The organism is Citrobacter sp. CK202 (assembly GCF_030333225.1).
In the GTDB taxonomy this organism is placed as follows: domain Bacteria; phylum Pseudomonadota; class Gammaproteobacteria; order Enterobacterales; family Enterobacteriaceae; genus Citrobacter_B; species Citrobacter_B koseri.
On sequence record NZ_JAOWGI010000026.1, the window covers coordinates 504,486 to 524,885 of the forward strand.

Below are 20,400 nucleotides of genomic sequence, written 5' to 3' on the forward strand. Positions count from 1 at the left end.
CGCGAAGTTACATCCCTGGAAAAAAGAGGAAAGCAATGGACGTCAGCCGCAGACAATTTTTTAAAATCTGCGCGGGCGGTATGGCGGGAACAACAGTCGCTGCTCTGGGTTTTGCACCCAAAATGGCACTGGCTCAAGCGCGAAATTATAAGCTGTTACGCGCTAAAGAGATCCGAAACACCTGCACATACTGTTCCGTAGGTTGCGGGCTATTAATGTATAGCCTGGGCGATGGAGCAAAAAACGCAAAAGAAGCAATTTATCACATCGAAGGGGACCCGGATCATCCGGTCAGCCGTGGCGCATTGTGTCCGAAGGGCGCAGGTTTGCTGGACTATGTACACAGTGAAAACCGCTTGCGTTACCCGGAGTATCGCGCGCCCGGTTCAGATAAATGGCAACGCATTAGCTGGGATGACGCGTTCACCCGCATCGCAAAGCTGATGAAAGCCGACCGTGACGCCAACTTTATTGAAAAGAACGAACAGGGCGTAACGGTAAACCGCTGGCTTTCCACGGGGATGCTTTGCGCCTCCGCCGCCAGTAACGAAACAGGCATGTTGACGCAGAAATTCGCGCGTTCCCTCGGCATGCTGGCAGTAGACAACCAGGCACGCGTCTGACACGGACCAACGGTAGCAAGTCTTGCTCCAACATTTGGTCGCGGTGCGATGACCAACCACTGGGTTGATATCAAAAACGCCAACGTCGTTATGGTGATGGGCGGTAACGCCGCTGAAGCACATCCGGTGGGATTCCGCTGGGCGATAGAAGCGAAAAACAACAACGACGCCACGCTGATTGTCGTCGATCCACGTTTTACACGTACAGCCTCGGTCGCGGATATTTACGCGCCTATTCGTTCCGGTACGGACATTACCTTCCTGTCCGGCGTACTGCTGTATCTGATTGAAAACAATAAAATCAATGCCGAATACGTTAAGCATTACACCAACGCCAGCCTGCTGGTGCGGGACGATTTTGCTTTCGATGATGGTCTGTTTAGCGGCTATGACGCCAAAAAACGCCAGTATGACAAGTCATCCTGGAACTATCAGTTCGACGAAAACGGCTATGCAAAACGTGATGAGACGCTGAGCCATCCGCGCTGCGTATGGAATCTGCTGAAACAACACGTTTCCCGCTATACGCCAGATGTTGTCGAAAACATCTGCGGTACGCCAAAAGCCGATTTCCTGAAAGTGTGTGAGGTGCTGGCCTCCACCAGCGCCGCCGATCGTACTACTACCTTCCTGTACGCGCTGGGCTGGACGCAACATACCGTTGGCGCGCAGAACATCCGTACGATGGCGATGATCCAGTTGCTGCTCGGCAACATGGGGATGGCAGGCGGTGGCGTCAACGCCTTACGCGGCCACTCTAACATCCAGGGGTTAACGGATTTAGGTCTGCTTTCCACCAGCCTGAGCGGTTATCTGACTCTGCCGTCTGAGAAGCAGGCGGATCTGCAAACCTATCTGAGCGCAAACACGCCGAAAGCCACGCTGGCTGACCAGGTGAACTACTGGGGCAACTATCCGAAGTTCTTCGTCAGTCTGATGAAATCGTTCTACGGCGATGCGGCGCAGAAAGAGAATGACTGGGGCTTTGAATGGCTGCCGAAGTGGGATCAGGCCTACGACGTCATTAAATACTTCAACATGATGGATAGCGGTAAAGTGACCGGCTACATCTGTCAGGGCTTTAACCCGGTTGCGTCCTTCCCGGACAAAAACAAAGTGGTGCAGTCGCTGAGCAAGCTGAAGTACATGGTGGTCATTGACCCGCTGGTGACGGAAACCTCCACGTTCTGGCAGAACCACGGCGAGTCTAACGACGTCGATCCGGCGTCGATCCAGACTGAAGTATTCCGTCTGCCGTCAACCTGTTTTGCCGAAGAAGATGGCTCTATCGCCAACTCTGGCCGCTGGTTGCAGTGGCACTGGAAAGGTCAGGATGCGCCGGGCGAAGCCCGCAACGACGGCCAAATTCTGGCCGGTATTTACCACCGTCTGCGTGAGATGTATCGCAGCGAAGGGGGTAAAGGCGTTGAACCGCTGCTGAAGATGAGCTGGGACTACAAACAGCCGGATCATCCTGAATCTGAAGAGATTGCGAAAGAGAACAACGGCTACGCGCTGGAAGATCTCTATGACGCCAACGGCGTCCTGCTGGCGAAGAAAGGCCAGTTGCTGAGCAGTTTTGCCCAGTTACGCGATGACGGAACGACGTCGTCCTCCTGCTGGATTTATACCGGCAGCTGGACCGAGCAGGGCAACCAGATGGCTAACCGTGACAACGCCGACCCGTCAGGTCTCGGCAATACGTTGGGTTGGGCATGGGCATGGCCGCTGAACCGCCGCGTACTGTATAACCGCGCCTCGGCAGATCCGCAGGGTAAACCGTGGGACCCGAAACGGATGCTGATTCAGTGGAACGGATCGAAGTGGACGGGGAACGATATCCCGGACTTCAACACCGCCGCACCGGGTAGCGCAACCGGGCCGTTTATCATGCAGCCGGAAGGGCTGGGACGTCTGTTCGCCATCGATAAGCTGGCGGAAGGGCCGTTCCCGGAACACTACGAGCCGATGGAAACGCCGCTGGGCACCAACCCGCTGCACCCGAACGTGATCTCCAGCCCGGTCGTTCGTCTGTACGAAGAAGATGCGCGGCGTATGGGCAAGAAAGATCAGTTCCCGTATGTCGGTACAACCTATCGTCTGACCGAACATTTCCACACCTGGACCAAGCACGCATTGCTGAATGCGATTGCTCAGCCAGAGCAGTTTGTGGAAATCAGCGAAAACCTGGCGGCCTCGAAAGGGATTGCCAACGGCGACGCAGTGAAAGTCAGCAGCAAACGTGGATTTATCCGGGCGGTTGCCGTGGTGACCCGACGTCTGCAAACGCTGAACGTCAATGGTCAGCAGGTTGAAACCGTGGGTATTCCGCTGCACTGGGGCTTTGAAGGGGTTGCGCGTAAAGGCTATATCGCAAACACCCTGACGCCAAATGTCGGTGATTCCAACTCGCAAACGCCGGAATATAAAGCGTTTTTAGTTAACATCGAGAAGGCGTAAGGGAGGCGAACATATGTCTTTGGAAACGCAGGACATCATCAAACGGTCTGCAACAAACCCGATCACGCCGCCTCCCCAGGCGCGTGATTATAAAGCGGAAGTCGCAAAACTGATCGACGTCTCCTCCTGCGTAGGCTGTAAAGCCTGTCAGGTGGCTTGTTCCGAGTGGAATGACATTCGTGACGAGGTAGGTCATTGCGTCGGGGTGTATGACAACCCGGCCGATCTCAGCGCGAAATCCTGGACGGTGATGCGTTTTAGCGAAACCGAACAGAACGGCAAGCTGGAATGGCTGATTCGTAAAGACGGCTGTATGCACTGTGAAGATCCGGGCTGCCTGAAGGCATGCCCGTCTGCCGGCGCGATCATCCAGTACGCTAACGGGATTGTTGATTTCCAGTCCGAACATTGTATTGGCTGCGGCTACTGCATCGCCGGGTGTCCATTTAATGTTCCGCGCCTCAATAAAGAGGACAACCGCGTCTATAAATGTACGCTGTGTGTGGATCGCGTCAGTATCGGTCAGGAACCGGCTTGCGTGAAAACTTGCCCAACCGGGGCAATCCATTTCGGCACCAAGAAAGAGATGCTGGAGATGGGGGAGCAGCGCGTGGAGAAACTCAAAGCGCGCGGTTTCGAACATGCCGGTGTTTACAACCCACAAGGTGTGGGCGGTACGCACGTCATGTACGTTCTGCATCACGCGAACCAGCCGGAGCTGTATCACGGCTTACCGAAAGATCCACAGATTGATACCTCTATCAACTTGTGGAAAGGGGCGCTGAAACCTCTGGCTGCCGCCGGGTTTATCGCCACCTTCGCCGGGCTTATCTATCACTACATTGGTATTGGCCCGAACAAGGAAGTGGACGATGAAGAGGAGGACCATCATGAGTAAGTCGAAAATGATTGTGCGCACGAAATTTATCGATCGCGCCTGTCACTGGACGGTGGTGATTTGCTTCTTCCTGGTGTCGCTGTCGGGAATTGCGTTTTTCTTCCCGACGCTGCAATGGCTGACGCAAACCTTCGGGACGCCGCAGATGGGGCGTATTTTGCACCCGTTTTTCGGCGTAGCGATTTTTGTCGCACTGATGTTCATGTTTGTGCGCTTTGTACACCACAACATCCCGGACAAGAAAGATCTTCCGTGGCTGAAAAATATTGTGGAGGTTCTGAAGGGCAATGAACACAAAGTCGCCGATGTCGGTAAGTACAATGCCGGGCAGAAAATGATGTTCTGGTCGATCATGAGCATGATTTTCGTGCTGCTGGTGACGGGCGTGATTATCTGGCGTCCGTACTTTGCGCAGTTCTTCCCGATGCAGGTCGTGCGTTACAGCCTGCTGATCCATGCGGCGGCAGGCATCATCCTGATGCACGCCATCCTCATCCATATGTATATGGCATTCTGGGTGAAAGGATCGATTAAAGGGATGATCGAAGGTAAGGTGAGTCGTCGCTGGGCGAAGAAACACCACCCGCGCTGGTATCGCGACGTCGAGAAGGTCGAAGCGAAAAAGGAAAGCAAAGAGGGATTACAATAACCCGCTTTCAAAAGACAAAAGCGCTACGTCTGTAGCGCTTTTTTTTGCCAACAGAATGCCGGATGGCGCTGCGCTTATCCGGCCGACAACCGTATAAAACACAGGCCCGGTAAGCGTAGCGCCACCGGGCAAACACTCAGATAGAGGTACGGCGGTAATCGCGGTATTCCGCTTGCCAGAAATTCTCGTCGATGGCTTGCTGTAGCGCTTCTGCGGACGTTTTTACCGCCACGCCCTGTTGCTGCGCCATTTTACCCACGGCAAAGGCAATCGCTCGTGACACGGTCTGAATATCTTTCAGCTCCGGCAATACCAGACCTTCGCCGTTGAGCACCAGCGGAGAGTATTTCGCCAACGTTTCGCTTGCCGACATCAACATTTCGTCAGTAATACGCGACGCGCCGGACGCAATCACGCCCAGGCCGATCCCCGGGAAGATGTAGGCGTTATTACATTGCGCAATAGGGTAAATTTTATCTTTCCAGGCCACCGGCGCGAAAGGACTGCCGGTCGCGACCAGCGCATTACCTTCGGTCCAGGCGATGATGTCCTGAGGCGTGGCTTCAACGCGGGACGTCGGGTTAGACAGCGGCATCACGATCGGACGTGGGCAGTGCTTGTGCATCTCGCGAATGATCTCTTCAGTAAAGAGCCCAGTTTGCCCCGACACGCCGATCAGAATGTCCGGCTTCACGTTGCGCACGACATCAAGCAGGGAGAGCACTTCGCTTTCGCTGTCCCAGTGTTGCAGGTTCTCGCGTTTTTGCACCAGCTTCGTCTGGAATGAGAGCAGGTTAGGCATCTGGTCCGTCAACAGACCAAAGCGATCCACCATAAACACTTTCTGGCGAGCGGCTTCTTCGCTGAGCCCTTCGCGTTGGGTCTGCGCGATGATCTGTTCAGCGATCCCGCAACCGGCAGAACCTGCGCCAAGGAAGACGATTTTCTGCTCGCTCAACTGGCTGCCCGCCGCACGGCTGGCGGCAATCAGAGTACCGACGGTCACGGCTGCCGTTCCCTGAATATCATCGTTGAAAGAGCAGATTTCATCGCGATAGCGATTAAGCAGCGGCATCGCGTTTTTCTGCGCGAAATCTTCGAATTGCAGCAAGACGTCCGGCCAGCGCTGTTTCACCGCCTGAATAAACTCATCGACGAATTCATAGTATTCGTCATCGGTGATGCGCGGGTTACGCCAGCCCATATAGAGCGGATCGTTCAGCAACTGCTGATTGTTGGTGCCGACGTCCAGTACCACCGGCAGGGTATAGGCCGGGCTGATGCCGCCACAGGCGGTGTACAGCGACAGTTTACCGATTGGAATCCCCATTCCGCCAATGCCCTGGTCGCCAAGACCGAGGATGCGTTCCCCGTCCGTCACCACAATCACTTTGATATTGTGGTTAGGCACGTTTTGCAGGATATCGTCCATGTTGTGGCGGTTCTGATAAGAGATGAACACGCCGCGCGCGCGACGGTAGATCTCAGAGAAGCGCTCACAGGCGGCGCCCACCGTTGGGGTATAGATAACCGGCATCATCTCATCGAGATGGTTTTGCACCAGTCGGTAGAACAGGGTTTCGTTGGTATCCTGAATGTTGCGCAGATAGATATGTTTATCGATTTCCGTTTTGAATCCCTGATACTGGATCCAGGCGCGCTCCGCCTGTTCTTCAATCGATTCGACCACTTCCGGCAGTAACCCCAGCAGGTTGAAGTTACGGCGTTCTTCTATACTGAAAGCACTTCCTTTATTCAGGAGAGGAAATTCCAGCAGCACAGGGCCAGCGTAAGGAATATAAAGGGAACGCTGTTTCTTGATTTTGGTTTCCATGTCACTCACTCTTTTTCGAATATCCGTTCCTGGTGCTGTTTTATGGGCGTACTTAGGTTTTCACCAGGGCGTCGGGCAAAGAGTATAAAGCATTGTGAATGAATCCAGGCTTTTGTAAGCAAAAACACCATTGCGGTTGCAATGGTGTTTATCGTCATATCAGAACAGGGCGCTTACTTTTGGCTGTCAGCGTGACGTTTTCTGCCAGTAGGGTTGTTGACCACGCTGACTTTGTCGCCTTCGGTCACGAGCTTGCGTTGGTTGGAAATTTTATGGTCCAGTCCAAGAATATGACGGGCCTGACGGTTCGATTTCATTTTAACTCCTCAATCCTGTTGCTAGTTTTAAGGACAAATTCGCAATCGCGAAAGAAACGTAACCCCTTAGGTTGCTGGTACAGCATAGCAGGTTTTCCCCGGAAGGCGACCGAACGCGTGTAACAGAGTTGGTCTATACTTTCTGTTTTGAGCCAACAGGAGAGCAAGAATGACAATCCATAAGAAAGGTCAGGCACACTGGGAAGGCGATATTAAAGGTGGAAAAGGTACGGTATCGACCGAAAGCGGCGTGTTGAATCAACAACCCTATGGCTTTAATACACGCTTTGAAGGCGTAAAAGGAACCAACCCGGAAGAGTTGATCGGCGCGGCCCACGCGGCCTGTTTCTCGATGGCGCTTTCGCTGATGCTGGGCGAGGCGGGTTTTACCCCATCGTCAATCGACACGACAGCCGATGTCTCGCTGGATAAAGTCGACGCGGGTTTTGCGATCACGAAAATTGCGTTGCACAGTGAAGTGGCCGTACCCGGCATTGATGCGTCCACCTTTGACGGCATTATTCAGAAAGCAAAAGCCGGATGCCCGGTTTCGCAGGTGCTGAAAGCGGAAATCACGCTGGATTATCAGTTGACGTCATAACGGCATCGTTCTTGACGGCCCGGTGATTGAGCGTCGGGTCGCCCCCACAACACCCTGTAGGCCCGGTAAGCGACAGCGCCACCGGGCGATTGTCTGGCTCTTACTCCACCGCTCGCCAGCAGCGAACGTCGCTCTCCGATCCTCGCGTCAATAATGCCTGCGGTTTTTCACAGCCACGGGTTGCCAGCGGACAGCGATCGCGAAAATAACACCCTTGCGGCAGGTGGCGGTTCCCCGGTAATTCCGTTTTGCGCAGCACCAGATCTTCTGCCAGCGGCGCACCCGTTTTCGGCACGGAATCCAGCAACAGCCGGGTATAGGGATGCGCAGGCGTGGTCAACACCTGTTGCGCGTCGCCCAGTTCAACAATTTGCCCGAGATACATCACCGCCACCCGATCGCTCATGTACCGCACAACCGACACGTTGTGTGAAATCAGCACATACGTCAGTTTACGGCGCGTCTGTAGCGCAACCAGCAGATTCAGGATCTGCGCCTGCACGGAGATATCCAGCGCGGAAGTTGGTTCATCAAGCACGATAACGTCCGGCTCTGACGATAAGGCGCGGGCAATGGCGATGCGCTGGCGTTGTCCGCCGGAAAACGCATGGGGAAGCCTGTCGAGGTACTCAGGCCGGATGCCAACCTGTAAGGCCAGTTCCTCCGCCAGCGTCCGCCGCTCGCGTTCGCTGTTATGCTTCTGGAGCCAGACGGGCTCGGTGATAATCCGCCAGACGGGTAATCGGGGGTCCAGCGAAGAGAGCGGGTCCTGAAAGACCATCTGCATCCCGCTGTTGGCGCCGGTGCGCGCAACGCCAGGCCGCGAGCACTCGCCGTGGCTGGGTTTTAACATTCCCATCAGCAGTTGCGCCAGCGTACTTTTCCCGCAGCCGGATTCCCCCACGATGCCAAGCGTTTCTCCCTGGCGAATCTGCAAATCCATACCGTTCAGGGCATGTACGCGTTCCGTCACCCGGCCCAACCAGTTTTTACGGGCGGGGAAGGTGATATGGACATCCCGTAACGAGAGCAATATGTCAGACATGCGTCATCTCCTGTTGTGGATACCAGCAGGCGGATTGTTGTTCAGGTTCGCCATGATTCTCCAGCGCCGGGACAGCCTCGCACAGCGTCCCGGCGGCAAAACAGCGTTCGCGGAAGGCGCATCCGGTTGGCAGGCAGGTCAGGTTAGGCACCGTCCCTGGAATCGCGGGCAGCGGCGCGCGAGGTTCGCCGTGCTCCGGCGCGCATTTCAACAAACCAATGGAATAGGGATGCGTGGGGCGGCGAATAACCGTCTGCGTGAGGCCGCTCTCAATCACGCTTCCGGCATACATGACATACAGCCGATCGCACAACTGCGATACCACCGCCATATCATGACTGATAAACAGCACCGCAGTACCGCTGGCTCGCGCTTTCAGTTTCAGCAAACGCAGAACCTGTAGCTGCACCGTGACGTCCAGAGCGGTAGTGGGTTCGTCGGCAATAATCAGCTCCGGCTCGCAGGAGAATGCCAGCGCGATCATCACCCGCTGGCGCATCCCGCCGGACAGCTCAAACGGAAATCGCGCCATAACCTGCGCCGCATCGGGAATTTGCATCTCTTCCAGCAGGGCGATGGCTTTTTCCCGCGCCGTCTGGCGGCTCACCGCCTGATGATGGCGAATGACTTCCACCATTTGTTGCCCAATGCGCCGGGTGGGATTCAGCGCCGTCATTGGCTCCTGGAAGATCATCGACACGCGCGCGCCGCGCCATTTACGCATCTGCTTTTCGCTGGCATTCAGCACGTCCTCGCCCAGCAGCGATACGCGGCCCTGATGAATGTGATAGCTGCCTTCCGGCAGCAGCCGCATTGCCAGCATGGCGGTGACGGATTTACCTGACCCGGACTCGCCGACCACGCCGACGATTTCGCCCCGGTCGATACGCAACGATACGTGGTTAAGGGCGTGAACATCGGCTTTGTAACCCGGAAAGCTCAGGTGTAAATCCTCAATTTCCAGCACGGGTTGGGTCATGACTGTTTTCCTCCGGCTTTAGGGTCAAGCAGATCGCGAATACCATCGCCAAACAGGTTAAACCCGACAGCGGTAATCAGGATCGCCGCCCCAGGAAAGGCGCAATACCACCACTGGTCTAGGACATAGTTACGACCAATAGCCACCATTGCGCCCCATTCAGCGGTGGGCTGTTGTGCGCCAAGGCCAATAAAGCCCAGCGTGGCGGCCATCAGGATCGCACTGCCAATATCCAGCGACGCCTGCACGATAAGCGGCGGCAGCGAATTACGTAAGATATGCCAACTGATAAGGTGCCAGCGGGAAGCGCCATACGTTCGGGCAGCCTGTACATAGGTAAACTGGCGCACGACCAGCGTTTGCCCTCGCGCCAGGCGCACATAAAAAGGAATACGGACAATGGCGATCGCCATCATGGCGTTAAACAGGCTCGGCCCCAGCGCGGCGGCCAGCGCCATCGTCAGCACCAGCGAAGGAATCGACAGCATAATATCCATCAGGCGCATAATAATGGCGTCGGCGCGCCCGCCCATGACGCCGGACAGACAGCCAAGCAAGGAGCCGATTCCACCGGCAATCCCCACGACGACCAGCCCGGCGACAATGGATTGCTGGCTACCGACCAGTACGCGGCTGAACAGATCGCGTCCCACTTCGTCAGTGCCGAACCAGTGCGTCGCAGAGGGCGCAAGCAGGCGCGCGGTCAAATCAATGGCATTGGGATCGTAAGGCGTTATCCAGGGCGACAGCACCATCAGTAGCAACATCAGGATGATAATCACGCCGCCAGTCAGCGTCAGCGGGCTGCTTTTCATCAGCCAGAAGAGTTTTGCCCAGTCGATCCGGCGGCGGGCGGTCTGCGACGGGGCGGGCGTCTCTTGCGTTAACATCATTCAGCACCTCCGCGACCGATTCGGGGATCGATCCACAAATAGAGTAAATCGACGACCAGGTTTACCAGCACATAAGCCAAAGAGACCACTACGGCGAATCCCATCACCGCCGGAAAATCCAGCGCCTGAATAGAGGTGACCACCCACGCCCCCATTCCCGGCCAGGCAAAGACCGTCTCGGTAAGCACGGCGCCATACAGCAAATCGCCCAGCGCCAGCCCCAGAACGGTAATCGACGGAATCAGGGCGTTAGGCAAGGCATAGCAGAGCACGATGTACCAGCCAGGCAGACCGCTGGCACGCGCGGTACGAATGTAGTCCTCGCTGAGTTGCTCCAGCATGGCGGAACGAATCTGACGGGCGACAATTCCCAGGTGGACAAACGCCAGAGTCAGCGCCGGTAAAATAAGGTGTTGTAACGCGTTGAAAAAGACCTCGCCATTCCCCTCCAGCAGCGCGTCAATCAGGTAGAACCCGGTGACGTGGGCGGGCGGGTCCAGCCAGTCATCAAGCCTTCCGCCGCCGGGCAGAATTTGCAGATGCCCGTAAAACAGAACAATAACGCCCAGCCCCAGCCAGAACGCCGGGGTGGAAATGCCGGTTATCGCCATCAGCCGCACCAGATGGTCCAGCCAGCGGTTTCGCCAGACGGCGGATAAAATCCCCAGCGGAATTCCGATCACCAACGCCAGCAGCAGGGAACAGAAGGCCAGTTCAAGCGTGGCGGGGAAAAACACGCGCAACTCTTCCATTACCGGGCGGCCAGTGCGTATAGACGTGCCCAAATCACCGTGAAAAACGTCGCTGACATAGCGGAAAAATTGCACATACAGCGGCTGATCCAGCCCCAGCTGCTGGCGAATGTTTTCGACAATTTCATCACTGGCGCGATCGCCGGCCAGCAGTCGCGCAGGGTCGCCAGGAATCAGGTGAGAAATAATAAACGTAATTACGCAAACACCGGCGACCACCAGAATAAGTCCCCAGCATCGCTGGCGTAAAATGCTCCAGAACGTCATAGGCTTCCCCTTGCGGAGCCATAACGGCCCCGCATCAACGTGGCTTATTTACTCATGGCGCCAATGTTAAAGACCTGTTCCAGCATGGGGTTGAAAACAAAGCCTTTGACCTCTTTGTTCATCGCCAGCTGGTAGTTTTTCTGGAAGAGGTAGACGTAGGCGGCCTCATCAATCACGATGGTTTGCGCCTGCTGGTAATCCTTCGTTCTGGCCGCCTGATCGGTGGTGGTCAGCGCGCTGCGCAGAAGTTTATCGACCCCGGCGTTTTCATAAAACGAACGGTTACCCGGCAGACCTTTCTTATCAGACTCAAACCAGTAGTTCATGAACATGTACGGATCGGCGAAGTCCGGGCTCCAGTTGCCGATGGCAATGTCGTAATCACCTTTGCCGATCCGGTCGCGCATGGTGGCATTCGCCAGTTTTTCCAGCTTCACCTTAATGCCCAGCTTGCTGAGGCTGGCCTGCGTGGAAAGCGCAATCGGTTCCCAGTTCGGATCGTTATCAGAGTAGAGGAAGCTCAGGCCATCGGGCTTGGTCGCGACTTGCTCCCAGGCGGCTTTGGCTTTCGCTTCATCAAAACTGTATTGCATTGCCTTCGCGTCATAGCCCCACATACCTTCAGGAATCGGGCCGCGCATCTGCTTGCCGTTACCGCTGAGGATACCCGTCACCATGCCCTGATAGTCCGTTGACCATGAGATGGCCCGGCGCAAATCCACCTGATTCAGCGGCGCTTTACTGTTGTTCAGATAGAGATAAGTCACGCGCAGCGAAGGGTAATCCGCCACGTTGACTTTCCCTTCCTGTTTTAACGCGTTGAGCTGGTCTACCGGGAGAGCATCGGCAATGTCGATGTCTCCCCGCGACAATTGCAGGCGGCGGGAGGCGCTCTCACCAATGATTTTTACCGACACGCGCTTAAAGGCAGGTTTGGCTCCCGCATAATGCGGATTCGGCACCAGAATCAGCTGCTGTCCTTTCTGCCAGCTTTTCAGCATAAACGGGCCAGAACCTGCGGTGTTCTGCGCCAGAAAACCGCGCGCATCATCTGCGGCATGTTCTTTCAGAACCGCCGGGTTAATAATGGAGGCGCCGTCATTCGCCAGCGTGTACAGGAAGGGCGCAAACGGCTGGCTCAGCGTAAATTTCACCGTATAGTCATCGACGGCTTCGACTTTCAAATCTTTTGGAAAGGCTTCTGCCGGGCCTTGTCCAATTTTCAGCAGACGCGCAAAAGATTGTTGCACCGCATCTGCCGTAACGGGCGAGCCATCAGCGAATCGGGCATCTTTATTAAGGGTAAACGTCCACTCTTTCTGATCGTCTGAGGCCTTCCAGTCGCTCGCCAGATCGCCTTCAACCTCCGTGGAACCTTTACCTCCCTCGGTTTTGTACTGCACAAGGCGTTGATAAGACGGGTAGGTCACCGTCCAGTCGTTGTTATCAATAGTGACGGCAGGATCAAGCGTTTGCGGATCGGCCGCTTTACCAATCACCAGCATATCTTTGGGTACAGCCGCCTGAGCGGCGGGCAGGGCAACAGCCAGTGCCACGGCAATCAGGGCGGGACGAAACAGCGAAGTTAAAGCGTGTGTTGTCTTCATGACCGTGCTCCATCATTTACAGGGAGGGTTGTGTTGTTGTGCGTGATGCCGGGAAACAGGCAATGCAGTCGTCGAGCAAGGGGTAGCTGGCCGCGTCCGGCAATTCGAAATGCCACCATTCACTGCTGATGCCGACAAAACCACCGCCAAACATAATGGCGTTCAATAACAATCGATTACGTTGCGCTGCGGGTGGAACAGAAGGGTGATACGAGTGCGAGCGATCGTGCATTTCATCAAAACCGGCTCCCATATCAAGCACGTTGCCATGCTCATCCATCAGAGTGACGTCAATTGCCGTACCACGGCTATGGTTTGAACCGATGGCTACATCCACCACGTATTGCGGATCGGGACAGACATGCCACAGAACCGACTGCGCCTGCTGCGGACGATAGGCGTCGTATACCACCAGAGACAGCCCTGCCAGCTGCGCGATGCTGATACTTTTCGCCAGCGCGGTGACGGCATCCGTATGCAGCAGGCAACGGGCCTCCCGGTAAATGGGCGCGCCGGTGAGGTTATCGGCGGTGGCGTATTTGAGATCGATATGCAGCGAGGGGAAAATCACTGACAGATCGACCAGTTCAGGGGTTTCTGACATAGCACGTTTCCTGTTTATTGTTCGAATTGACCAAACTCTTGTTGCAGCTGGCGATTGGTTCGCAGCCGTTCAGCAAGCGTATCGCCCAGTTGATCCACCACGCCTGACAGCAATAAGTTGAACAGGCAGCTCACGGGGGCGAGTGAATCCCAGAAGTGCCCGGTGTCGGTTTTTACCTGCAATAAGTCGATGGCGTAGTCTCTGGCCCACGGACACCAGACATCGGTGATTAACGCCAGCGGAATGCGCCGCTCGCTGGCAACGCGACAATACTGACGGGCAGCGGCGGAATAGGCGCGGGTATCCGTGATCACCACATATGGCCGTGCGAACCCGGAATTCAGCGACTCAACCCAGCTCCCGGATAGCCCTTCGGAATAACTGACTTTGGGCCGCAGGTATTCCAGATGGCTGAAAAAGGCGTTAGCAATGCCGCGCGTGGACTGAATCCCCAGAACATACACGGCCTCCGCATGCGCCAGTTGCTGAGCGATGCGCAAGAACGTTTCACTTTGCGCCAGCTGATAGACGTGGGTGATGGCATCAATTTCCAGCGACAGCGACTGACGCGCTCTGTCGGGCAGCCGCTGCTGCTGTTGCCAGGAGTCAAGGCGTTCATTCATCCCCCAGGGCTGATAGGGCACGGATGGCAGTTCCCGCAGGCTGGCCTTGGCGTCCTCAAGATTACGAAAACCAAGCTTCCGTAAATAACGTCCCACCGTGATGCCGCTGGTGCCTGTCGCTCTGGCGATACCGTCTGCCGTTTCAAACGGTATCTGCGCCGCGTGCGCTAACAGCCAGCCTGCAACGCGCTTTTCGCTGGGCGTATGCTGGCTAAAACTCTTCTCAATTCGGGCAAATAACTCAGGTTTTGATGTCATTACCGTCTCGCTGTTAGTGAGCTGTCAGAGAGCGTTCCGCTGTTACTGAATTAACAATGCAGGACGCATGCCAACCTGGAAACCACGGCATCGCCGTCTTTTTTGTTAAATTAAGGTGATATTTAATTAACGAATGATCAACATTTGTGCAGATTAGTTCACTTTTGGTGCAGCGATCGTCAGAGAGGGCATGAATGTGTCGAATCCGTCGCAGGGATCACATTGTGATGCCAGAAATTGCAAGGTCAAAAATGGCAAACGCCAACGTGGATAGCAGAGAAATATAAAAGCGTGAGACACATTATTTATCGGCGGAAAGAACGGTGTATTATTTTTGTAGATTTAATAAATATTCATCAGGCAAGTAATCTGTTCATTTTACGCATTAAAATACAACGCGATATTAATTCTTCTTTTATAACAGACAGGTTTGTAGCAACGTATGAAGGCAGGCGAAGCGTAAAACCCCTGACTTATGAAGTGCGGCACAACCAGGAGAACACAAGGCCTGGCGCGTAAGTGATTAAAACAACGCATTAAAAATAATATTCAAAATAAACTTATCACGCTATTTAAATCAGGTGAAAGTGCAGGATTTTGTTATTGGTGACAACGTCACATTTAAGGGTGTGTTAATATTTCTTAACGAACCATAAAACCGCATAAAGATATAAATTTGTGTGCCGATACTGAATAAAAGAGAGTCGTTTACATAAGGGGTTTGTATGGTCTGGTATCCATCACGTATTTCCACCCGTCTGACGATTGGGGGGATTGCGCTGCTTGCAGTGACCACGCTGGTTATTGTTGCCATTATGCTCTGGCGCGGTCAGCCGCGCGTTGTTGAGATCAACTCCGCCCTGATAGAGGAGACAGGGCAAGGACTGACTCGCCAGTTAGGTACTGTTTTATCGCGTATTGAAGGTGAAACGGTAAGCCTGTCGCGCCTTGCCGAAGTGCTGCCAAACGACGAATCGCTATACCAGCATGTCGTTCCGCATCTTATTGGCGGACAGAATGATTCCATCATTACCGGCGGCGGCATCTGGCCGGAGCCGGATGCCTTTACGCCCGGCATTGAACGACGCAGTTTCTTCTGGGCGCGTGATGCAGAAGGGAAATTGATCTTTTCCGACGACTACAACGTTGCCGGAGGAAGCGGTTATCATAACGAAAGCTGGTATCTCCAGGCGAAAGGGCACTCACAGAACAGCTGCGTCTGGTCTGATGTTTACCAGGATACGATTTCCGGGGTTAACATGGTGACCTGTAGCATTCCTTATCAACTGGCAGGGAAATTTGCCGGCGTCGCCACAACCGATATCCGACTGGATAACGTCGCCACCTTTATGCAACAGCAGGGGAATAGCACGGGCGGTTATGCCTTTGTGGTGGATAAACAGGGGCAAATCCTCTATTTCCCGCAGGCCGATCACGCGCAGTTTAAAACGTTTACTGACCTGGTCAAAGCCTCTGACTGGCTCGCCCCGGTAGCCGGATCGCTGAAAACGCTGAATGCCTCGGCCGATGTCGCCACCATTCCTCTTGCACACGACGGCATACTGGACGGGCCTTCCCGGGTGATGCTTTTCCCGATGGCGGATACCGGGTGGATCGTTGGGCTGGTGACGCCTGAAGAACGCGTTGTCGGACTGGCAAAAGTGATGATGAAGGATGTACTGGAAGTGCTGATTCCGATCATGGCCATTCTGCTGGTGGGCTCCTGGCTGGTGGTGCGCCGTCTTATCTCTCGTCTGGACGATACGCGTCGCGCGCTGGATGATATCGCCCAGGGCGAAGGCGACCTGACTCGCCGCCTGGACGTCCGGGGTAAAGATGAGATTTCCGATATTGCTCAGGCCTTTAACCTCTTTGTGGACAAAATATCCGCGATCCTGATTACCGTTCGCAGCAGTAGCGTGGTGGTTGCGAATAACGCCGTCAGTCTGGCTGACAGTAATATGGAGTTATCCTCCCGCGTAACGCAGCAGGCTGCCGCGCTGGAGGAAAGCGCGTCGGCGATGGAGCAATTAAATGCGACCGTTCATCAAAATACCGGGAATACACAGTTAGCCGATGAGCTTTCCGAAAACACGGCGCAAACGGCTAACCGCTGTGGCGATGTCATGCAGGGCGTGATTTCCACGATGGATAACGTCAGCGCGTCGTCCGGCCGGATGGTGGAAATTGTCGCCGTTATCGACAGCATCGCGTTTCAGACCAACATTCTCGCGCTGAATGCGGCGGTGGAAGCCGCACGAGCGGGTGATGCCGGTCGCGGATTTGCCGTCGTCGCCTCTGAAGTGCGCACGCTGGCACAGCGCAGCGCCACCGCCGCACAGGAGATCAAAGCGTTAATCGATGAGTCGGTTTCACACGTAGACAGCAGCAGTCAGCAGATCCATAACGCCGGGGATCGTCTTGGCGAGTTGGTCGGCAACGTGCGTCAGGTCAGACAACTGATGGGTGAAATTCGCGTGGCGGGTGAAGAACAGCGTAAAGGTGTCTCTGAGGTCACGCTGGCAGTAACCGAAATGGACAGTACGGTTCAGCAGAACGCGTCGCTGATTGATGATGCCGCTGCGCGAACCCAGGTCCTGAAAGAAGAGGCTGAACAACTGGCGCTGCTGGTCTCTTCATTCAGATTGCCTGAACCCACTGCGGCATAATTTTCTCTCTCCCTCACAGAACGTCTGCAAATTGCAGACGTTTTGCTTGTGTCAGTCAGATAACTAAATCCATTATTTAGTGTTTTATCTCCATAAATAGCTAATAACTCCATTATATAGTGATTTATGCTTTTTGCCTTCGTTGCACATTAACTCTATAATATGGTGTATTACGTCAGAAATATTGCGATAAGGGACACTATGATGGATTTAACCCTTAGTTCTCCAGCCGAGATTGTTACGCTGCTGTGCGACCGGTTACGCAAAGAACGCCTGGCAAAACAGATGACTCAGGCTGACGTGGCCGCCCGGGCGGGAGTTGGCGTCAATACGGTTTCAAACCTTGAAGCAGGCAAAAATGTGGGCTTCGAGAATCTGGTCAGAGTGGCGGTGGTATTAGGTTATGGCGACGCGTTGAAAGCGCTGTTCAAGCCCAAAATTGATAGCCTGGATGATATCTTACGTTATGAGAAGAGCGCGACGCGTCAGCGGGTGAAGAGGAAAAATAGCGATGCCTGAGCAGATAGACGTCTTCTATGAAGGATGGGGGGAACGATGGCTCTGGGGCAAGCTGGCCTCATCAACGGCATTGACCGGTCGGCCAGTCATCGCCTTTGAATACAGTGACGAGGCCGTTCGCAAAGGTTTTGAGCTGTCCCGCTTAACATTACCGCTTGAGGGGCCGCGATTACGCAGGGACTTTCCGGCTCATCAGTTACATCTTCCGGGGCCGGTTTACGACGCTCTGCCTGATGGCTGGGGAATGCTGCTGATGGATCGCTTATTCAAACGCAGAGGACTCAATGCCGCCCGGATTGGCCCCCTGGAGCGGCTTACCTGGGTGGGCGGCAACGCAATGGGGGCAATGACATTCCAGCCGGTACAGGCTGAGGCAGAACTCACCTCGCAAGAAGAGATCCCGCTGGTGCAGCTGGCCGCAGAGGTGCAGGAGGTTCTGAGCGGAGAAGGCGGGGAGTTCCTGCAAAAATTATTGCAGATGGGCGGTTCACCACAGGGGGCACGGCCAAAAGCATTACTCTACCGTGACACTGTCACGTCAAAATTCACAACCTCGCCGTTAGCAGGCGCGGAAAGCTGGCTGGTCAAATTCCCGGCCAGACAGGAACATGCCGAGGTCTGCGCCATTGAAGCCGTCTATTCAGCGTGTCTGCGCAAATGCGGCATCCAGACGCCTGACGTTACGTATTTCGCCTTGCCGGAAGGGCAAGCGGCATTCGCCACCCGCCGTTTTGATCGTGAACAAGGGATGCGTGTGCCCATGCAAAGTCTGGCCGCCTTCACTGGCGCGAATTACCAGACGCCGGGTTCGCTCGACTACCGAAGTTTTTTACGTGCGACGCAAATATGCACCAACGATATTCGGGAAAAAGCGCTTGCCTTCGAACGAGTGGTCTTTAATGTCGTGTTCAACAACCGGGACGATCATCCTAAGAACTTCGCTTATCTGATGTCCGCAGATGGGCAATGGACCCTGGCGCCCGCCTATGATGTGACCTATTGCGATGGGCCTGGCGGCTATCATCAGATGGATGTGATGGGTGAAGCTCTGGATATTGAAAGAAAGCATCTTCAGGCGCTGGGTGAACAGGAAGCCGAATTGCCAGCCACCAGAGTCGCGGAGATCATCGCGACTATTTGCGACGTTGCGGCGACGTTCAGCGCAATTGCTACCGACCTCTACCCGGGGCAAATCACGAGCGACACGCTGAACTATATCCAAAAGCAAATTGATGGGAATATCAGCCGCCTGAAGGGATGACGGCTGAGTCAGTCTCACGGAACAAGAGGGTGTGGGGAGGTTAGCTTCCCCACCGGCTTTTCAGATAGTTCACCGCTTGCTGGGTTTGCGGCCGATCAAGATAGCTTTCTCTGAACAGAATTGTGCCTTTGATTTGTGAGACGGATTCATTCAGATCCAGTTGCTTCTTAAGCTCCGGGACGCCGCCATTAATCATCCAGTCCGGTTCATTCTTTGACGGTTCGCCGACTTTATACAACGCCACACCAATATAGAGATGGGTATTCGTGGGTTTCACCACATCCGCCCACCATTTCGCCAGCACATCATAACGGGCCGCGTCACGCGCAAAGGGCCAGTAGAGCTGCGGCGCAATGTAATCCAGTAATCCCAGTTGCACCCAGCGGCGAGTATCGGCATAGGATTCATCATACGCCGCCGCGCCCCTCGTATCCGAACCTGCCGGATCATGCGAGCGGTTACGCCATACGCCAGCGGGGCTGACGCCAAATTCAACATCCGGTTTCAGGTTTTTGACCGTGCGGGACACCTGCTCAATCAGCAGTTGCGTATTGTGTCGCCGCCAGTCCGCTTTTGAGGCAAACGCCTGACCATATCGGGCAAAGATGGAATTGTCGTTAAGCGTGGAGCCTGGCGTTTCGGTATAGAAATAGTCATCAAACTGTACGCCATCGATGGGATAACGTGTGACTACTTCCGCCACGATACTGGTGATCCAGTCCCGGACGTCAGGAATGCCGGGATCAAGAACAAAACGGTCTCCAGAGATGCGCACCCAGTCGCGATGCAGCACAAACACGCTCGCCGGATTTGACGTCACCGTCGCGTTTAACTGCGCTACCGTTGCTGGTTTGGTGTTTACTGATACGCGGTAGGGGTTAAACCAGGCGTGTACTTTCATTCCCCGCTTATGCGCTTCATCAAGCATAAACTGTAGCGGATCGTAGCCCGGATCTTCACCAATCTTTCCGGTCAGCATATCTGACCACGGTAAAATTTTTGACGGCCAGAGCGCCGTTCCATCCGGCTTGACCTGGAAAAACACGGTATTGATTCCCAGACTTTTTAGCTTATCCAGCTTTTCGATCAACGCGTTCTGTTGTTGACGCACCCGAACCGCCGCGTTACTCGTATTCACGGAACTGACCGGAGGCCAGTCAAGACGCGAAACGGTTGCCAGCCAGATACCACGAACCGGCTGCTGATTTTTCTGGGATGAAGCTGGCGTCGCGGAAGAAGGGGGCGTAACCAGAGAAACGGGAGGTTTTGAGGCGCAACTGGCAAGTAAAAACGCGGTGGCGACAAGCGTAGCCCGTTTTTTTACTTTGCTGACAAGACGAGCGTGACGAGAGCTGATGATCATATTTGCCAATTTTCCGTTTGGTTAATCCAAAAAATCTTACACGAGATCTGGCTAATTACAGAGTTCATTGCTACGTTTTTTACAGGAGATGGCATTCCTCCTCATAACCGCCCTCTGGCTGATGATGCCTGCACATTCTGGACGTTGCCCCGCGTGGACAAGTCAACGTGTATTGTGT

The 20,400-nt window shown here is 54.6% G+C and carries 17 protein-coding genes and 1 riboswitch; of the genes, 7 read left to right on the forward strand and 10 right to left on the reverse strand.

The features are described 5' to 3' along the window. Positions 1-35 precede the first annotated feature (35 nt). From fdnG to fdnI, 3 genes are read left to right on the forward strand one after another with little or no spacing between them, the layout of a single operon-like run. Entirely contained in the window at positions 36-3,083 is a 3,048-nt protein-coding gene (fdnG, locus tag OGX84_RS15185) for a formate dehydrogenase-N subunit alpha (RefSeq protein ID WP_077956900.1), read from the forward strand. A 13-nt stretch (positions 3,084-3,096) separates the two neighbouring features. Beyond that, complete coding sequence (fdxH, locus tag OGX84_RS15190; RefSeq protein WP_012132387.1) at positions 3,097-3,981, forward strand: formate dehydrogenase subunit beta; 885 nt, start codon at positions 3,097-3,099, stop codon at positions 3,979-3,981. After that, positions 3,974-4,630, forward strand: a complete 657-nt coding sequence (fdnI, locus tag OGX84_RS15195; RefSeq protein ID WP_012132388.1) for a formate dehydrogenase-N subunit gamma — start codon at positions 3,974-3,976, stop codon at positions 4,628-4,630. Before fdxH ends, fdnI begins: the two co-directional genes overlap by 8 nt. 136 nt (positions 4,631-4,766) lie before the next feature. On the opposite strand, the gene maeA is transcribed toward fdnI, so the two are convergent. Then, a complete protein-coding gene (gene maeA / locus OGX84_RS15200) occupies positions 4,767-6,464 on the reverse strand; it encodes a malate dehydrogenase (protein ID WP_012132390.1) in 1,698 nt (565 codons plus the stop codon). Positions 6,465-6,637: 173 nt separating this feature from the next. Further along, positions 6,638-6,781, reverse strand: a complete 144-nt coding sequence (sra, locus tag OGX84_RS15205) for a stationary-phase-induced ribosome-associated protein (RefSeq protein WP_024130331.1) — start codon at positions 6,779-6,781, stop codon at positions 6,638-6,640. Between the two features lie 169 nt (positions 6,782-6,950). Between sra and osmC the strand changes: the two genes are divergently transcribed. After that, positions 6,951-7,382, forward strand: a complete 432-nt coding sequence (gene osmC / locus OGX84_RS15210) for a peroxiredoxin OsmC (RefSeq protein ID WP_012132392.1) — start codon at positions 6,951-6,953, stop codon at positions 7,380-7,382. Between the two features lie 100 nt (positions 7,383-7,482). Here osmC and OGX84_RS15215 read toward each other — a convergent pair whose 3' ends face one another. The 7 genes from OGX84_RS15215 to OGX84_RS15245 are packed head-to-tail and all read right to left on the reverse strand — an operon-like array spanning position 7,483 to position 14,410. Beyond that, on the reverse strand, positions 7,483-8,427 hold the full coding sequence (locus tag OGX84_RS15215; RefSeq protein WP_047463662.1) for an oligopeptide/dipeptide ABC transporter ATP-binding protein: 945 nt from the start codon (positions 8,425-8,427) through the stop codon (positions 7,483-7,485). Beyond that, positions 8,420-9,406 carry an ABC transporter ATP-binding protein gene (locus OGX84_RS15220; RefSeq protein ID WP_286458127.1) on the reverse strand — a complete coding sequence of 329 codons (987 nt, stop codon included), beginning with the start codon at positions 9,404-9,406 and terminating at the stop codon, positions 8,420-8,422. The genes OGX84_RS15215 and OGX84_RS15220 overlap by 8 nt, the downstream gene beginning before the upstream one ends. Continuing rightward, a complete protein-coding gene (gene ddpC / locus OGX84_RS15225) occupies positions 9,403-10,299 on the reverse strand; it encodes a D,D-dipeptide ABC transporter permease (protein ID WP_115181639.1) in 897 nt (298 codons plus the stop codon). The genes OGX84_RS15220 and ddpC overlap by 4 nt, the downstream gene beginning before the upstream one ends. Further along, positions 10,296-11,318, reverse strand: coding sequence for an ABC transporter permease (locus OGX84_RS15230; RefSeq protein ID WP_012132396.1), 1,023 nt, complete (start codon positions 11,316-11,318; stop codon positions 10,296-10,298). The genes ddpC and OGX84_RS15230 overlap by 4 nt, the downstream gene beginning before the upstream one ends. 44 nt (positions 11,319-11,362) lie before the next feature. Continuing rightward, positions 11,363-12,925 (reverse strand): ABC transporter substrate-binding protein, encoded by a 1,563-nt coding sequence (locus tag OGX84_RS15235; protein ID WP_049011703.1) that lies wholly within the window; start codon positions 12,923-12,925, stop codon positions 11,363-11,365. Positions 12,926-12,941: 16 nt separating this feature from the next. Then, the gene (gene ddpX / locus OGX84_RS15240) at positions 12,942-13,529 is read right to left on the reverse strand and encodes a D-alanyl-D-alanine dipeptidase (protein WP_049011702.1); all 588 of its coding nucleotides are present in this window, start codon (positions 13,527-13,529) and stop codon (positions 12,942-12,944) included. Between the two features lie 14 nt (positions 13,530-13,543). Beyond that, positions 13,544-14,410 carry a MurR/RpiR family transcriptional regulator gene (locus OGX84_RS15245; RefSeq protein WP_012132399.1) on the reverse strand — a complete coding sequence of 289 codons (867 nt, stop codon included), beginning with the start codon at positions 14,408-14,410 and terminating at the stop codon, positions 13,544-13,546. 725 nt (positions 14,411-15,135) lie between these two features. On the opposite strand from OGX84_RS15245, the gene OGX84_RS15250 reads away from it, so the two are divergent. The 3 genes from OGX84_RS15250 (at position 15,136) to OGX84_RS15260 (ending at position 18,859) form a co-directional block, all read left to right on the forward strand. Continuing rightward, on the forward strand, positions 15,136-17,079 hold the full coding sequence (locus tag OGX84_RS15250; protein WP_286458130.1) for a methyl-accepting chemotaxis protein: 1,944 nt from the start codon (positions 15,136-15,138) through the stop codon (positions 17,077-17,079). A 204-nt stretch (positions 17,080-17,283) separates the two neighbouring features. Then, positions 17,284-17,598, forward strand: a complete 315-nt coding sequence (locus OGX84_RS15255) for a helix-turn-helix domain-containing protein (protein WP_047463672.1) — start codon at positions 17,284-17,286, stop codon at positions 17,596-17,598. Then, entirely contained in the window at positions 17,591-18,859 is a 1,269-nt protein-coding gene (locus OGX84_RS15260) for a type II toxin-antitoxin system HipA family toxin (protein ID WP_286458131.1), read from the forward strand. Before OGX84_RS15255 ends, OGX84_RS15260 begins: the two co-directional genes overlap by 8 nt. Before the next feature lie 40 nt (positions 18,860-18,899). Here OGX84_RS15260 and OGX84_RS15265 read toward each other — a convergent pair whose 3' ends face one another. Beyond that, positions 18,900-20,222, reverse strand: coding sequence for a glycoside hydrolase family 10-like protein (locus OGX84_RS15265; protein WP_286458132.1), 1,323 nt, complete (start codon positions 20,220-20,222; stop codon positions 18,900-18,902). A 75-nt stretch (positions 20,223-20,297) separates the two neighbouring features. Then, a riboswitch (Fluoride riboswitch) is annotated at positions 20,298-20,360 on the forward strand. The last annotated feature ends 40 nt before the right edge of the window (positions 20,361-20,400 follow it).

Excerpts from the sequence above, each read along its gene's own strand:
- fdnI (WP_012132388.1), top strand. The coding sequence starts at position 3,974 with ATGAGTAAGTCGAAAATGATTGTGCGCACGAAATTTATCGATCGCGCC.
- maeA (WP_012132390.1), bottom strand. The coding sequence starts at position 6,464 with ATGGAAACCAAAATCAAGAAACAGCGTTCCCTTTATATTCCTTACGCT.
- OGX84_RS15255 (WP_047463672.1), top strand. The coding sequence starts at position 17,284 with ATGGATTTAACCCTTAGTTCTCCAGCCGAGATTGTTACGCTGCTGTGC.
- OGX84_RS15250 (WP_286458130.1), top strand. The coding sequence starts at position 15,136 with ATGGTCTGGTATCCATCACGTATTTCCACCCGTCTGACGATTGGGGGG.
- sra (WP_024130331.1), bottom strand. The coding sequence starts at position 6,781 with ATGAAATCGAACCGTCAGGCCCGTCATATTCTTGGACTGGACCATAAA.
- OGX84_RS15215 (WP_047463662.1), bottom strand. The coding sequence starts at position 8,427 with ATGTCTGACATATTGCTCTCGTTACGGGATGTCCATATCACCTTCCCC.
- osmC (WP_012132392.1), top strand. The coding sequence starts at position 6,951 with ATGACAATCCATAAGAAAGGTCAGGCACACTGGGAAGGCGATATTAAA.
- ddpC (WP_115181639.1), bottom strand. The coding sequence starts at position 10,299 with ATGATGTTAACGCAAGAGACGCCCGCCCCGTCGCAGACCGCCCGCCGC.
- OGX84_RS15220 (WP_286458127.1), bottom strand. The coding sequence starts at position 9,406 with ATGACCCAACCCGTGCTGGAAATTGAGGATTTACACCTGAGCTTTCCG.
- OGX84_RS15260 (WP_286458131.1), top strand. The coding sequence starts at position 17,591 with ATGCCTGAGCAGATAGACGTCTTCTATGAAGGATGGGGGGAACGATGG.
- fdxH (WP_012132387.1), top strand. The coding sequence starts at position 3,097 with ATGTCTTTGGAAACGCAGGACATCATCAAACGGTCTGCAACAAACCCG.
- OGX84_RS15235 (WP_049011703.1), bottom strand. The coding sequence starts at position 12,925 with ATGAAGACAACACACGCTTTAACTTCGCTGTTTCGTCCCGCCCTGATT.
- ddpX (WP_049011702.1), bottom strand. The coding sequence starts at position 13,529 with ATGTCAGAAACCCCTGAACTGGTCGATCTGTCAGTGATTTTCCCCTCG.
- OGX84_RS15265 (WP_286458132.1), bottom strand. The coding sequence starts at position 20,222 with ATGATCATCAGCTCTCGTCACGCTCGTCTTGTCAGCAAAGTAAAAAAA.
- OGX84_RS15245 (WP_012132399.1), bottom strand. The coding sequence starts at position 14,410 with ATGACATCAAAACCTGAGTTATTTGCCCGAATTGAGAAGAGTTTTAGC.
- OGX84_RS15230 (WP_012132396.1), bottom strand. The coding sequence starts at position 11,318 with ATGACGTTCTGGAGCATTTTACGCCAGCGATGCTGGGGACTTATTCTG.